This is a genomic window from Vibrio sp. 03_296, from assembly GCF_002265885.1.
The window spans coordinates 41,528-56,915 of record NZ_NPKW01000102.1; the positions used below are offsets into that span (position 1 = coordinate 41,528).

General features: G+C 46.4%; 11 protein-coding genes. 6 read left to right on the top strand and 5 right to left on the bottom strand.

Going from position 1 to position 15,388, the window contains the following annotated elements; translation table 11 throughout:
• Positions 1 to 59 precede the first annotated feature (59 nt).
• Positions 60 to 1,220 carry a glycerate kinase gene (locus CIK04_RS12455; RefSeq protein WP_080533553.1) on the top strand — a complete coding sequence of 387 codons (1,161 nt, stop codon included), beginning with the start codon at positions 60 to 62 and terminating at the stop codon, positions 1,218 to 1,220.
• Positions 1,213 to 2,406 carry a mannose-6-phosphate isomerase, class I gene (gene manA / locus CIK04_RS12460; protein WP_046029548.1) on the top strand — a complete coding sequence of 398 codons (1,194 nt, stop codon included), beginning with the start codon at positions 1,213 to 1,215 and terminating at the stop codon, positions 2,404 to 2,406. Before CIK04_RS12455 ends, manA (CIK04_RS12460) begins: the two co-directional genes overlap by 8 nt.
• Positions 2,407 to 2,703: 297 nt before the next feature.
• Here manA (CIK04_RS12460) and CIK04_RS12465 read toward each other — a convergent pair whose 3' ends face one another.
• Together CIK04_RS12465 and CIK04_RS12470 are read right to left on the bottom strand one after the other, a co-directional pair.
• Positions 2,704 to 4,884 (bottom strand): TonB-dependent siderophore receptor, encoded by a 2,181-nt coding sequence (locus CIK04_RS12465; protein WP_097352506.1) that lies wholly within the window; start codon positions 4,882 to 4,884, stop codon positions 2,704 to 2,706.
• Positions 4,885 to 5,026: 142 nt separating this feature from the next.
• A complete protein-coding gene (locus tag CIK04_RS12470) occupies positions 5,027 to 5,956 on the bottom strand; it encodes an AraC family transcriptional regulator (RefSeq protein WP_097352507.1) in 930 nt (309 codons plus the stop codon).
• Positions 5,957 to 6,128: 172 nt separating this feature from the next.
• Between CIK04_RS12470 and CIK04_RS12475 the strand changes: the two genes are divergently transcribed.
• The 3 genes from CIK04_RS12475 (at position 6,129) to CIK04_RS12485 (ending at position 9,250) form a co-directional block, all read left to right on the top strand.
• Complete coding sequence (locus CIK04_RS12475; RefSeq protein ID WP_045612684.1) at positions 6,129 to 6,884, top strand: siderophore ferric iron reductase; 756 nt, start codon at positions 6,129 to 6,131, stop codon at positions 6,882 to 6,884.
• 303 nt (positions 6,885 to 7,187) lie between these two features.
• Positions 7,188 to 8,408, top strand: a complete 1,221-nt coding sequence (locus CIK04_RS12480; RefSeq protein ID WP_097352530.1) for a hypothetical protein — start codon at positions 7,188 to 7,190, stop codon at positions 8,406 to 8,408.
• On the top strand, positions 8,408 to 9,250 hold the full coding sequence (locus CIK04_RS12485) for an Mg-dependent DNase (RefSeq protein WP_232708639.1): 843 nt from the start codon (positions 8,408 to 8,410) through the stop codon (positions 9,248 to 9,250). Before CIK04_RS12480 ends, CIK04_RS12485 begins: the two co-directional genes overlap by 1 nt.
• 207 nt (positions 9,251 to 9,457) lie before the next feature.
• On the opposite strand, the gene CIK04_RS12495 is transcribed toward CIK04_RS12485, so the two are convergent.
• The gene (locus CIK04_RS12495; RefSeq protein WP_232708641.1) at positions 9,458 to 10,654 is read right to left on the bottom strand and encodes an adhesin; all 1,197 of its coding nucleotides are present in this window, start codon (positions 10,652 to 10,654) and stop codon (positions 9,458 to 9,460) included.
• A gap of 196 nt (positions 10,655 to 10,850) precedes the next feature.
• On the opposite strand from CIK04_RS12495, the gene CIK04_RS12500 reads away from it, so the two are divergent.
• Positions 10,851 to 11,975 (top strand): helix-turn-helix transcriptional regulator, encoded by a 1,125-nt coding sequence (locus CIK04_RS12500; protein ID WP_038939162.1) that lies wholly within the window; start codon positions 10,851 to 10,853, stop codon positions 11,973 to 11,975.
• A gap of 80 nt (positions 11,976 to 12,055) precedes the next feature.
• Here CIK04_RS12500 and manA (CIK04_RS12505) read toward each other — a convergent pair whose 3' ends face one another.
• A complete protein-coding gene (gene manA, locus CIK04_RS12505; protein ID WP_176463330.1) occupies positions 12,056 to 13,273 on the bottom strand; it encodes a mannose-6-phosphate isomerase, class I in 1,218 nt (405 codons plus the stop codon).
• A 110-nt stretch (positions 13,274 to 13,383) separates the two neighbouring features.
• The gene (locus CIK04_RS12510; RefSeq protein WP_097352510.1) at positions 13,384 to 15,285 is read right to left on the bottom strand and encodes a fructose-specific PTS transporter subunit EIIC; all 1,902 of its coding nucleotides are present in this window, start codon (positions 15,283 to 15,285) and stop codon (positions 13,384 to 13,386) included.
• Positions 15,286 to 15,388 lie beyond the last annotated feature (103 nt).

A 15,388-nucleotide genomic window follows, 5' to 3' on the forward strand; every position in this document is an offset into this window, starting at 1 on the left:
CCTCATAAAAATATGGGGTGTTTGACCTGACCTCTCTGTCTCGTATTAAGGTTAATCACATGAAAATTGTTATTGCTCCCGACTCGTTTAAAGAATCGCTTACAGCGAAGCAAGTGTGCGTCGCGATTGAACGGGGTTTTCGCGATATTTTTCCGATGGCCAGCTACGAGCATTTGCCGTTAGCCGATGGTGGCGAAGGGACGGTGGATGTTTTGACGCTTGGCCTCAACGGTTCATGGAAAGTCTCCCTAGTAGATGGGCCAACTGGAGTAAAAACCTATGCCAAGTGGTCGCTCTTGGATGAAGGAAAAACAGCACTTATTGAGGTAGCTGCCGCATCAGGGTTGGATTTGCTGCTGCCAAGCGAACGAAACCCAATGATAACGTCAACCTACGGAACCGGAGAGTTGTTGAGGCTCGCACTGGATGCCGGTGTTGATAAAATTCTTCTTGGTTTAGGGGGCAGTGCAACAAACGATGGCGGTGCTGGGATAGTGCAAGCGCTTGGCGGAATGTTACTCGATAGCAATGGAGATGAACTCGACAAAGGAGGCGCCGCGTTAGAACATCTGGCGTCGATCAATCTTGAAAAAATCCATCCGAGATGTAAATCGGTACAACTTATTGTTGCTTGTGATGTGAGCAACCCTTTATGTGGTAAAGCTGGCGCTAGCCATGTCTACGGTCCGCAGAAAGGGGCAAGTGACGAAATGATCGTCAGTCTCGATAAAGCATTGGAAAATTTCGCTAATGTTTCTTCCTCGTATCAGAGCGCAGATCCCATATCTCAACCTGGTTTTGGCGCTGCGGGAGGAACACCATTAGGGCTCTCTTTGTTGTTCAATATGGAAATGAAATCGGGTATTGAAATGGTACTCGATACACTTAATGCCGATGAACTCATCAAAGATGCCGATCTGATCATCACTGGCGAAGGACAAATGGACAACCAAACCTTGCAAGGTAAAACGCCATTTGGCATTGCAAAACGTGCACACGCGAGAGGCATTCCTGTCATTGGTGTGGCGGGATCTCTCGGTCAAGAAGTGGACGAACTTTACAGCCGAATCGATCCGCTATTTGGGACCGTTCGCGCGCCTCAAACGCTAGAAAACGTTTTAGAAGAAGCTGAGAAAAATGTAACTAGAACCTCAAGAAATATCGCCTCAGCGATTCGTTTGGGGATGTGCTTTGCCAGTGTGGAAGTGTCAAATGAATAACTCTATCTTTAAACTTGAAAATGTCATTCAGAATTATGTTTGGGGTAGCCAAACCGCCATCACTGAACTTTTTGGCATCGATAACCCAGAGCAAGTACCTCAAGCTGAAATTTGGATGGGCACACATCCAAATGGATGCTCAAAATTGGCTCATACAGGTATGCTGTTGTCCGATTTCATCCAATCTGATCCCGCGAACGTGCTTGGTGATTACACCGTTGAACGATTTGGGGATTTGCCATTTCTCTTTAAAGTGCTGTCAGCCGAAAAGCCACTTTCTATTCAAGTTCATCCTAGTAGAGAAAAAGCGATAGAGGGTTATCAGAAAGAGAATTTGCAAGGCCTCCAACTAACCGATAGCAGTCGTAACTACAAAGATGACAACCATAAGCCAGAACTGGTTTATGCGCTGACCTTCTACAAAGCGATGAACGGCTTTCGTACCATAGAAGAAATCGTCAGCCTATTTGACCAAGCTAAGGTTGAAACACTCCGTGTAGACCTTGAAAAGCTCATTCTTCAGCCTACCTCAACGGGGTTGAAAGCCTTCTTTGATGTTGTGATGAATCTCTCTGCTGAGCGTAAACAACGCGCTCTTGCTGAGTTGTTACAAGCAGTTGATCAACCAGCAAAAACAGCGAAAGCACGTGAAGCGTTTGAGCTGATAAAAGAGTTTCGCCAAGATTATCGAGATGACATTGGTTTGTTCTCTCCATTGTTGCTCAACATTGTTGAGCTTGAACCTGGCGAAGCGATGTTTCTGCATGCAGAAACACCTCACGCGTATGTCAAAGGAACGGGCTTAGAAATTATGGCCAACTCTGACAATGTGCTGCGAGCGGGTTTAACGCCAAAACATATGGATATCGCTGAACTGATTGCCAATACCAACTTTATTTCGACAGACCGCGATAAGCTAATACTCAAGCCTTTCAATATTGAAAACAAAACTGCGTATCCTATCCCAGTCGAAGATTTCAGCTTTGAGATCGTCAACGTAGAAACGACTGAACGTCGGCAATATGTGCGGAGTGCTGAAATTCTTTTTTGCATTGAAGGCAACTGTGCTATTCGTCATGGTTCCGATGTCGTTACTGTTGCTGCCGGAGAATCAGTTTTTGTCTGTAATTCTACAAAAGTTTACGAATACTTTGGTGAAGGTAGACTTGCTCGGGCTTTTAACTAAACCCTGTCTGAACTAATACTGCTATCTACGGTTCAGATTATTTTCGGTCTTTAAGTTATGCTCCTTTTTTGACCAGTCGCTGTAACAAAGCGGCTTTTTTTTGCAGCAAAGCTGACAAGCCAGTCAGGCAGAAATCTAACGGAAAGAGTGAGAATGTTACTTGGTGGCAGGAGAGCATATGCTCGCCGCCATGTGGAATGGAAAGCGCATTAACAGTATAAAAATTAGCACATGTTGCTCTGTATAGATGGGTGAGGTGGCCAATGCCTCACCCTACTTGTTGGCGATTCTATTTGGTTAGAAGCCGTAATTCACGTTGAGCTCGACGGTTTGCTCCGCACCAAACCAGCAGTTGGTCTGGTTGTAACATGAGTAATATTGCTCATTGAACAGGTTGTTCACCACCAAGTTGACTTGCGCGCCATTGAGCGAATCACTCGCGTTGCCCAGGTCGTAACCAAGCGAGAGGTCAGCAACCGTGTACGATGGCACCTTGCCTTGGGTGTTGGTCGCGTCCATTTCCATTTCGCCCACATAACGTACACCACCACCAATGCGCACACCACTTAAAGCGCCGGAAGTGAGGTAGTAGTTGGTCCAAAGATTTGCGCTGTGTTTTGGCACATAAATTGGGGTCGTCCCGACAAGCGTGGCATCGGTGGCTTTTTTCACTTCCATATCAAGGTAGGTGTAAGAGGCCAGTACATCCCAGTTATCAGCAAGATAGGCCTGCCCTTCAAGCTCGACACCTTGAGACGTCACTTCGCCCAATTGGATTTTTGCACGGAATGTCGGGTCGTTAGGGTCGGCGGCAATGGAGTCAAATTTGGTAATGTGGAAGTAAGACGCGGTCAGCGTGTTGGCCATGTCGGCAGACATGTACTTAAAGCCGACTTCGATCTGCTCACCCGTTTGCGGTTTCAAGCTCTTACCATTGATGTCGGTGCCTGCCGCGGGTTCAAAGCTGGTGGCATAGTTGGCAAAGGGTGACAGGCCATTGCCAAGCTCATATAAAGCACCAACACGGTAGGAGAACTGGTTATGATCGGACGTCTCTTTGCCATCATACGTTGGCGCAGTACTTGTCTTATCATCGTGGGATTTGAACAGATCGTAACGTCCACCCGCCAGCAAAATCAGTTGGCCGTGGCGTATTTGATCTTGGAAATAGACGCCCAGCTGTTCAAAGCCAATGTCGTGGCGCTCTGAATAGACTTCGTTGAGTTGGCTTTTGTCTAACAGATGGTTGTTTGGCTGATAGGCGTTGAAGGTATAAAAAGCAGCGTTGCCAGCGAACTCTTTGTATGAAGAATCCCCATCGAGATCTTGGTAATCGACGCCAACCAGCAAGTTGTGTTGCCAATTGCCCATCGTCACTAGACCAGAAAGCTGGTTGTCTATCACCACACTCTTATAGCTTTCATCGGTAGTATAGATATTTCGAGACAGCGCACCCGTCGCCGCTGTAAAGCCGGTATCGAGGTGATAAGTGTTCTCTTGGTACAACGAGGCATCGGTATAACGGGCATTTTGTAGAAATGACCAGTTGTCATTGAACTCGTGATTGAGTTTATAGCCAAGCATGAGTACGTCGCGCTCGAAGGTACTCCAATTGATATCCCCCATCGAGACCGAAGGTGATTGTCTTTTCACCACTTCAACAGGCATGGAAGAGTTGATGCCCATGGCGGGATCGTTCTGATAGTAAAGATTCACGTTGATCAGAGTGCGATCGGTCACTTGCCAGTCGAGAGATGGCGCGATGAGATAACGCTCTTCTTCTGCACCATTGACTTGGCTATCTTGCTTACGTGCCATGGCCACCAGTCGGTAGGATAGGTTGCTGTCACCGATTTGCCCAGCAGAGTCCAGAGACGCTTGCACAAGATGACGTGAGCCCGTTGCCAGCCCTACCGATGTGCTTTGCTCCTGTTGAGGTGATTTGGCAATGATGTTGACCATGCCGCCCGGAGGCATGGTTCCGTAGAGCACCGAGGTTGGGCCTTTAAACACTTCAATTTGCTGAATCGCGACTGGGTCAATTTGCGGATGCAAGTTCCATCCCGCTAAGTAAGGCAGGATCAAACCATCGTAATAGTTCTGGTTGTTGGTCTCAAAGCCGCGGATAGAAAAGTTGTCGTACATGGTGACCGCAGCACCTTTTTGTTCCGTCACTACGCCCGGAGCGTAGCGTAGGGCTTCATTGACCGATTTAACACCGCGCTGATCCAGCAGCTCTTTATCAATGATCGTCACACCTTGTGGCGTCTCCTCGGGCTCTAACGCCGTTTTGGTCGCCGTATTGCGATAGACCTTGCCAAGAACCGTAATGGTTTCAAGTTGGGTAGTTTCAAGCTGAGTGTTTTCAGGCTGAGTGTTTTCGACGCTGCTTTGCGCGCCAGCAACAAGAGGAGTGGTAAACGTCGCCATGATCGCAAGCGCGATAGAGGAAGTTTTAAATGGAGTTGTTGTGTTCATATTGTCCCTAAATACCAATGCATACTTAATGGTAGTAATTCTCATTTGCATTGTATTGGGCGACTCAAAAGATAGTTAACAATTTGGTGCAACTTCAACACAAACTTAAAGTCACTTGGGATACGCATGGTCTTGGATAACCTCATACTTTTTGGATCGGTACCCAGTACTCCATTTCAGCATTGAGTGAGTTGAGTTGATAGTCAGAGGGGTAGACTTCCAGTTCATAACCATCTATACCGCGATAGCCAGAATTTGGCAGCCAATGAATAATGAACCATTCTAGCGTTCTTGGGAGTCGCTCAATCGGGCCTTTGTGTTTTACGATCGCGTAAGTTTGTTCGGGCACTGCCAGCGTTTCGAGTTGATCAGAAATCAAACTGGGTCGTTCAGGAAGGGAGATGTTCGAATCAAGTTCGATACCCGCCCAATACTTGATGCGGCTACCATCGAAACTCGCTTGGGTCACATCCACGACACCAAGCCTTCGGTTCGTTAATGGCGGAAGGTTTGTAGCCGCCTCTTCAAGGCTTTTCCAAAGCAGAGGGACGACTTGCGCGAAATTGGGCTTAAGAGAAAATAAGCCATTAATTTCCCCATGAACCCCTTTCAGCAAAAACGCTTCTTTGGTGTCGACTTTCACTTCAACAAACGAGCTTGTATTGATGCCAGCGTGATTAACTTCTGATATTTCGATGGGTTTCTTTAGGCCAAAGCGTTGCGCTTGCTTGCGATAGAGGCGAGGGCTATCGCCAAACAACTGCTTGAATGCGCGGCTAAAGGCGATCTCGGAATTAAAGCCAAGGGAAAGGGCGATATCAATGACTCGCTGATCCGTGTCCAACAGCATTTCAGCGGCAGTGCTCAGTTTCAACTCACGTACATAGTGCGCGACGGTTAAGCCCGTTTCCGATTGGAAGACGCGTTGCAATTGCCAGCGTGACCAGCAACTTTGCTCCGCAATTTCTTCCAGTGACAGTGAAGCATCCAGGTTGTTATGAATAAACGACAACACCTTGCTGATGCGATTGAATGTCGAGATCGATCTGTTTTTACTTTGTGCTGTTGCCACAATGAATACCAACCATGCGGATTGAATTGTACCTCAACCATGAGGGTGGCCTCAGTGTACAACTGTTAAGTCAATCAAAAGAGAATGGTTATCATTTTGCACCGTATTGTTAAGTTTTACAATTCCCGCTGCGTTAAGGTATTGACCAACTCACACTCGATATTTGTTGTCTATGCGCCCAGAATGGCTCAAACGTTTTTGGTTTCGTCCGCCTCCACCCGCTATTTATCAATTAATTTTCACGCATTCGAAGCAGGTTTCCCCCTATTTAAAAGGCTCGTTCGGTGAGTTGCCGAAAGCGTGCATCTTGGTCGGAAATCCAAACAGCACTGCCATCATACAGAGCATTTATCACCAACTTGCACAGGCCAATCCAGAAGCGGGCAGCGGTTATTGGTTAACACGCACCTGGGACTTGCTCTGCTGGCAACCTATCTATCTCAGTTTTCTCTCTATCTATGGGCTAAAGTCGTTGCCAGATTTTGCGAACTTTGCCCAGTTCCAGCATCGTGGTTTTATTGCAGGATACCGCTTTGCCTCTGAAATGCACTGGCATGGCGAGCCGGAGGTATTGGTCCCGAGAGCTGGTGAGCAGTTATTACGTTTGTTCGAACAATACCGTCAACAAATCAACCAATGGACACGAATTCGCCCCGGATTTACCAACCACTTGCTCGCCGATCTGATTTTAAGTTGTCTGATCAAGCTTCAATCCATGAGACCTGAACTCGACAATAGCTATATCGAGCAGCAAGCGAAACTTTGGTTGGATGCATTTCATTTATCTGACAAACACTTAGCGAGTCTAATCAAAGAAGACACTGAAAGCGGGCTCAAACACATTAGGATGAGCTGTTGTTTAGCATACAAGTGCCGCAACGGAACCCTTTGCCAGGATTGCCCCAGGCTTTCCACGAACAAACATTAAAGGCTTGTGAGCTGGGGGATATGTCTAACTTGCAAGCAATAAAGGGCCCCGTAGATCATCAAGAAAAGGTGCGATGAATTTAAGTTTTACAATACTCGTTCAGTTGGGCTCTTCACCTTAAATGACGACCCCAATATAATAATAATTGCGAGGCATATAACTTCAAATGAAATTTATATGTTTGTTAATTATCATAAAAATAGGCATATTTCTAAGTTAATTAAATTGAGTGTTTTTCTCACTAATTTACTACATCTTCGTTGGTTTAGTATTCCATCCAACATAGTTAATAGGGATGGAAAAATGACTTGGAAATTCGCAGGCCGAGAAGAGGCTTTTGATTACATTGAAGTAAATAATCGTTCAGGAGTTCAGCTGGATCAAGTAGTTGGTAAAATGTTATGTGCTTCGTTATTCAGTGAGAAGAAAATTTGTATTTCTCGTCAAGCTCTGCTCATGTTGGCATCATTGAATGAGTACGATCAAAGGCAGGTTGTAAGAGAAATGTATTTCGTTACGGCTAATCCGAGTGCTAAGTCAATCGTTCGACATAAAAGAAACCCTCTTTGGAGAGTTTTTCGTACTACTTATCCATTTAAAAATTATCATTACTTACTAACGATTACGTTCAAGAGTGGTAAAGTTGTTATTCATGATATTTCATTTGATACAAAATTGCATGGAAGAAAAATTGATACAGTATCTCATCAACGAACCCAAATGTATCATGTAAAGAAGGGTATTGAAAGTTATGGTGTTTATGATGGAACTCAAGATGAAGCAACGGTTGCTGCAATGTTAGGTGAATGGGAAAGTGGTAGCGTCAAGCCAGCAACCAGTATAAGAACAATGCATGCAGCAGTAAATGGTATGTTAAATCCTTATGCTAAAGCTGTCGGATTAATGGGAGTACATACAGAAGTTGCTTATAAGGAAGATGCTCCCAAAGAATATACGCTCTTTCACAATCCAAGTGATGGTGGTGTATTAGATTTAATAGAGTGTTCTTTTGATAAAACTATTTTTACCTCGCACAATGCTCAGCACTTAGCCGCTGTTATGAAGCAATGTGCGCAGAGTGGCAAGAAGGTAAAATGGACTGTTCATAGTCAAGGGGCGATCATTTTTAACGCAGCTTTAGAGTTTGTCTACACAAAAAATCCTTCGCTGAGATTGGCTAATCAAGAAGTCGTAGTTCATGCAGGGGGTACAAGAACAAGTAAAATTGATCGCAATGCAAAATTACTGGGATTAAAAGTCAATCGTCACAAAACCAGGACGAATCCTTTTGATTTGGTACCAAACTTAGCTGCGAGAGAGGATAAGCTAACAACAAGTAGTTTGATGCGGTGTATTAAATTTGTCGGATTGGTCAAAGGAAATATTATGACAGCTAGTCCTCATACTTTGCCCTATTTTGGATTGGAGCTATATCGCAAGCAACTTGTTATGTCGGGTAATGCTAAAGCTTTAAAAAGGGTAAAAGATATTGATAAATATATAAAGGAATTTGGAGTGAAGTGATGTTTATCAAAAGCTTTAGAGATGGATTTAGAGGAAAACCAAATTTTGTAAGCAGAGCTCATGCTCGATATCGAATAGATGATCATCTCTATGAATTCTCATTTCCTGATAATTGCTCTAGTTTTAAATACTATCTTCAGGAAACGAACTTAGACGTACTTAATGGCAGTGCTGATCCCAACTTTTTTGAGCATAAAGTTGATCTGGGTTTCTTCTCATATCGATTTCACAACGTCATTATCAACCCTATCGATCCCTATAATAGTCAAGGCTTATTGCTAGTGATCGTGAGACTTAAAAAAGTGCCACAATCATTTGATGGTGTTGAATCGCTGAACGCAGTGATAGAAAAAGAATATCTAGATTTTTATCATGATCCTGTGCCAGTAGAAAGAACGTTGCGTGGTCGGCATACAGAGGATATGAATCACGCCTTTGAATATGCAAATAAAGTATGGGGAGAGTTTCCGGATAGTAAGGAAGATAAAAAAGAAAGAGAAGAGTTCTTGTTGGACGATTATTTTAGGTCCTTTCCACCTATCAGCTGTGAAACGGTAACAATAGGTAAACAGACATATTCTAAGTACGTTGAAGGTGATATTAACTACAAACATATTTTCCAACGCGTGTACAACCTTCCGCTCAAAGATAACTATATGTTGAGCTTTTTGTTTAAATATCGCTTAGAAGGCGAAGCGTCTAAGAAAAAATTCCGTAAGTGGCTGCTTTCTTCGGATGAAACCTTCGAGCATAAAATACTCGAAACATTGGATATTTCTCGTTTGGTGGATGCCTCTACTGAGCACGAGATCGTGTTCATCTCAAGCCAAGGTGAGCAGTAGATTCGTTACATCGTTATGTTTCGGGGCTCATTGAGCCCCTTTTGTGACTTAATACCTAATCGCTTGGCTAGACGATGGAGGTTGCCACTGTCGAGCTCTAATTGCCTTGCGGTGGCGGCCCAGTTACCTTGGTTCGACTCTAATGCTCGCAAGATCAGTTGTTTTTGAAAGGCATCGGTTGCCAGCCAGAAACTCTCTCTCAGAAGCTTACTTGATACGGCTGAAGGTGAAATTCTCATCCGAGTTAGTAAAGTTGAGGCTTTCATTGTCTGTTACCGTGATAGTCGCGCTAAACATGGGGCTATCTTTATCATATAACCCACCCGGACCGTCTGCTTCGCTAGTGATGCTGGTGACGGTGAACACACCACCATTGAGGCTAAAGCTACCAAATTCGCCAGATGTGGCCATAATCTCTGCGCCATTGTAGGCTTCTTGGTTATTGGTGTGCACAATCACATATTGATTATTCGGCAGTATGGTCAAGATGTTATCGCTGCTGATGTCATCTTCTCTCAAGTACCAAGCACCCACCATAGCATTACTGCTGTCGGTGATTTTGCTAAACCGAACCTGTTCACCGGCTTCATCAGCGAAAGTGATGTCTAGAGTCGTTTGTGTGGCCTGAACTTCGAGAGTGATTGAGCCAAAGTCGTCTGCTAATCCGCCGGAATTATCCGATTCGCGGATCACGTTAAGCGCCAACATTTGGGTGGCAGGATCGTAGGTATAAGTGCCGTATTCAGCCGAGCCAGCAGGTTGGTCGCCATCGTCAGGGATGTCGGAATGTTCATGCACAATGATGTAGTTATTGTCGTTGAAGAAGGTAAGTATATTGCGCTTGCCTGCGCCTTCACTAAATAACCAACTACCGGTCAACTGGCCTTTTAAGGTTTCGGTAAAGTGAGTTTGAGCGGCCTCTTCAGTGACTAAGGTTTTGCCTATGCTGGTTAAAATGGCGCTAACAGACGCGTCAAAAGTATCACTTCTGAGATCTAATCCTGTGCCGACAAAAGCATCCTTACTGGTATCGATAATGGTGATACCATCCGAGAGATCGCCGTGATCGTCCAAGCTTTGCAGCAATTGCAAAATGTTAACCGTGGTGGTGGTGGCTAGCCCTCCACCGATATCAGCCGGCGTGACCTGAGCACCAGCTTTGACGTCTGGAAAGGTGAGATCGCCAAGGTAAAAGGTGACCGTTTCACCTTCTAAATAGGTGAATTCTCCGTCTTCCGTTGTCATACCGTCACTGATGGTTGCAGTGCGATAATTCATGCCTATGACGGGACTATCTAAAAAGACACCCGTTTTGGTTTGTGGTGTCGGGGTAGATGAATCGCTACTGCCGCCGCACCCTGCCAAAGCAAGTGCTACACATCCTGTTAGTAGTCGTATTTTCATATGTGCTCCAATCGATTTTATTATTTTGCACAAGGCAACCCTTGTCTTGTCATCGAAGCCGAGTATTTCATCGAGCATTTTGCCCAACAATACCCATATGGGTAATGCTATTAACATTTTTCACATTTATTTGACAATGCGGAGTGGAGGTTTAATACTTTTTGCGCAGTTGACGGCTTCTGATTGATGGGTGGATATGAGTCAAGTTGATAAGGTGGATATTGTAAAACAGATTTACAGCACCATTGAGAAACCTGAATTATGGCAAGAGGTGTTGGTCCGCCTGAGTGAAGTATTAGGGTCTTCGCACGCATTTATTGCTAGCCGATCGAGTGTCGATCATTCGCCATCTCGATTTGTTGCTCATGGCTTTGAATCAGGCCATTTTGAAACCTATCAAGAGCATTTTTATAAAGTAGATTTGTGGACGCAGGGATTGGCACGACATGATGCCAACCAGTTTCATGCTAGCCATTTGGTTTGCAATGATAAGGATTTTGTTGATTCCGAAATTTACTCGGATTTTGCGAAGCCCGCGGCGATCAGAAATTCAATTGGCTGTTTACTCGCTAAACCGGATAGCCAATTGATCACCGAAATTGCGTTTATGTCAGGGCCTGACACGGCTTACTATTCTCAGCAGCAGGTGGCGGCGGCCAATGCGTTTCTTCCTCACATTGATCACGCTCTAGGGATGTCACTGCGTATGCAGCAGAGCAACGCGGCAGGCGCACAGCATGCGTTACTGGATGTGTTACCTGAGGCCATTTTTGTTTGTGACTACCATGCAGAGCTGCGTTACTTAAATGCATCGGCTCAACGCTTATTGTCTGACAGCACGTTGTTTCAATCGTCGGCTTTCTTTTCACGCCGATTAAGCTTCGCTTTAGCGGAGACAGATGCTCAATTTAAACTCGGTTTGAATCAATCCGCGGCTATCCTTGGCGCAGAGTTTGATAAGCGTTTTTATGCTTGGGATGCGCATATGGTTTATCGAGTGACATTAAAGCCTTGGTTTTACCAAGTCGTGACGCCGATTGGGCCACACAATGTCGCTTGTTGTTTAGTGATGGTGCAAGCTTGCGCGAGCCGATTTAAAATTCATCCTCAAGAAATAATGTCTTTGTTTTCATTGACCTTAGCGGAAGCGGAAGTGACCAGTTTACTTTGTTCAGGCTCTTTGGTTGATGAAATTGCCGTGCTACGTGATGCAACGAGCAACACCATTAGACAGCAGATTAAAGCCTGTTTGGCGAAGACTGCAACCCGTAATCAGGCTGAACTGGTTGCTAAAGTCATTCGGAGTTTTACTCTGAACTAGAGCGCTCAAGTGAGCTGAGTTCAGCAACCCAGCCCTTTTTCGCATCCAAAATAGGGGCGAGGTGCGCCCCTTGAATGTGCTTAACTAAACGCTCTTGCGACTCGGCCTTGGCTGGTGATGGTGTACTGTTCACTGTAAGCGGGGATGAAAACCGATTCGCCCTTTTGGACTAAAAAACGTTCGCCATTGGCGTGGTTCAGTTCGAGAACGCCATCCAAAGGCAGCAAAATTTCCGCACTGGCTACGTTGATCGTCAGCTTCTCTGCGGGCGGTAAAATCGCAAATTTAAAGTCGTCGACAGGAATGGGGTAGTGCAGACTGCCGTCACTCAGGTTTGGCTCAAGGCGCAGTTGTTCAAACGGCTTGTGTTTGAATTGAGTGCATGCCACCAATTCATCAATATCCATGTATTTTGGCGTTAAACCCGCGCGCAACACGTTGTCGGAGTTGGCCATGATTTCCAAGCCCGTGCCATGCAAATAGGCGTGCGGCGTCTCGGCTTGCAAGAACATCGCTTCACCTGGTTGTAAGGTAATCACATTGAGCATCAATGGTGCGAAGAGGCCGATGTCGTTGGGATACTGCTTTTCCAATTCAACAATCAAGGCAAAGAGCGGCAAATCAATCTGTTTTGCTTGGTGGATCAAAGCCGCTACGGCGTTGTTTTTCGTTTCACCTTGCAATGAAAGTAAGCCGGAGAAAAAGTCACTCAACCCTTGTTCGGTTGGGTCACTTGAGAGGGCATCAACAAATGGGCTCAACTCGTCAATGGCCAGCTCGACAAAGACATTGAGAATTTCGCCGATAGCGCGAAAACCGTTCATCGCTTGGTATTCTGTTAGTGCGTAAACCAGCTCTGGCTTGTGGTTTGGGTCTTTGTAATTGCGGTTGGCTGCGCTCAACGCAATACCTTGCTGCTCTTCTCGGGCAAAGCCAAATTCTGCTTGCTGCTTGTTGGGATGCACCTGAATCGACAGCGCATTTTCAGCGGCGAGAATTTTAAATAGATAAGGCAGCTCACCAAACTGTGCGGCGGTCTGCTCACCTAAAACTAGCGATGGATTTTGCGCAATAAAGTCAGACAATTTAACTTCTTGGCCTGCCATCGTGACACATGAACAACCATTGGGATGCGCGCCCATCCACAGTTCGGCTTGGGGTTCATTGGTTGGATTTTCGATGGCAAACAGTTGCTGCATGGCGGTTTTGCTGCCCCACGCATAGTTTTGTATCGGGTTGGTCATAGGGAAGAACACCGCCAGCGGCAGGGTTGCTTGCGAAGCTAGGATCTCAGACATCTTTCTTGCCTTCAGAAAAGTTACCTTTAGAAAAGTGACCTTCAGAAAAGTCACCATCGGAAAGATGGCTTGAGCGTGCGCCCAAGCCATACGGTGAAAAGAGGGGGAAGTTAGGCGGTTGCGGCCGCTAGCTTTTGTGCGCGGATTTTCTTCAGCGTCACACAAGTGATTGCTGTAACCGCAGCGCCTGAAGCCATGCAAATTAGCGCCAATAACGGGTAGTTCATCGCGCCAAGTAGCGCCACAACAGGGCCACCGTGCGCCACGCTGTTAGTGATGCCGAAAGAAAACGCCATTACCGCTGCAACCATAGAGCCCAATACGTTGGCAGGAATCACCGACATCGGATCTTGCGCCGCAAATGGAATCGCCCCTTCCGAGATACCGACTAAGCCCATTGCGCCTGCCGCTTTACCCGCTTCAATTTCTGACGATTCAAACAAATCGAACTTGCGACCCATCGCGGTGGCGAGCGCCATGCCAAGTGGTGCAACCGGAATGGCACACGCCATCGCGCCCATAAATTGGGTTTGGCCACTGGCAATCATGCCGACAGAGAATAAGAACGCCACTTTGTTGAATGGGCCACCCATATCAAAGCCGGCCATACCACCCAGCACAATGCCCAGTAGAATCACGTTACCTGTACTCATGCTGGTGAGCAGTGCGGTTAAACCGTCCATTAGGCTGGCGATGGGTGCACCGATGACGAAGATGAACAGACCAGCAATGAAAAGCGATGCGGTGATGGGTGCGATCATGATCGGAACAAGTGGTTGAATAAACTTGTGGTAGTTGATTGAGGTGATCCACTTAACGAAGTAGCCAACAAGCAAGCCTGCGATGATGGCACCAATAAAGCCTGTTCCTGCTTCAGCGCCGTAGAAAGAACCGTTGTTGGCAATCCAACCACCGATTAAACCCGGAGCCAGTGCTGGTCGGTCTGCAATCGCGTAGGCAATGTAACCTGCCAAAATCGGGATCATCAACGTGAAGGCGACCACGCCCACTTCTAGAATTTGGTTCCACATACTGCCTGGAGGAATCGCCATGCCGGCTTCGGTTGGCTCGCCACCGACCGCAAGGGCTAAGGCAATTAGAAGGCCCCCCGTGACCACGAATGGGATCATGTGAGACACGCCGTTCATCAAGAAACGATAGAGATCAGAGCGCGCTTGGGACGCTTTGTTCGCCACCGACTGCGTGTTGGCGCTTTCGGCTTGGTAGCTTGGCGAGTTTAACGCTTCATTAATCAGCTTCTGAGCGTCGCGAATGGGGGCTTTGACGTTGGTTTTGACGACACGTTTGCCGGCAAAGCGCGCCATGTCGACTTGCTTATCGCACGCCACAACGATCGCCTCTGCACGTTCAATTTCTTCTGCGGTTGGGCTGTTTTTCACCCCAATCGAGCCGTTGGTTTCCACTTTGATTTCGTAGCCCAACGCCGCCGCGCCTTTTTCCAGTGCTTCCGCCGCGAGGTAAGTGTGGGCGATGCCTGCAGGGCAACCCGTCACACCAATGATCAACCCTTTGCTCTCTGATGGGGTAGTGTCTGGCGCAGGTTCGGCCTTTTTCAGCAATAACTGGAGTGCTTGCTCGGCGTTTTCGGCATTGAGGAATGTGTCGATGAAACCTTCTTCGATCAGCTTGGAAGAGAGTTCAGCCAACACTTCAATATGGTGGTTATCGCCTCCATCGGGTGACGCGATCATGAAAAAGAGTTTGGAAGGCAAACCGTCTTCTGCGCCGTACTCAATGCCCTGTTTGCACACGCCAATGGCGACGGCAGGTTGGGTAACGGCGGCACTTTTCGCATGAGGGATCGCGACGCCGTCTTCAAATCCGGTGTTGCCTAACTCTTCACGCGCTTGGATGTCCTGTAGGAAGGCCGCTTTATCTGAAATACGTCCTTGCGAATGCAGGATATCAATCAGCTCTTCAAAAACGGCTTGTTTGTTATTTGCTTGCAGATCAAGCTGAATTAAATTGGCATTAATCAGTTGGTTGATCATAGAAACCTCTGTGTTTTGTCTTTTTTATCCCGCGCCGGTCTCACGCAGCTGCGCTAAGTGGCCTGGGTATTTGTCAGAGATATTGTTTAATTTTGCGGATCGA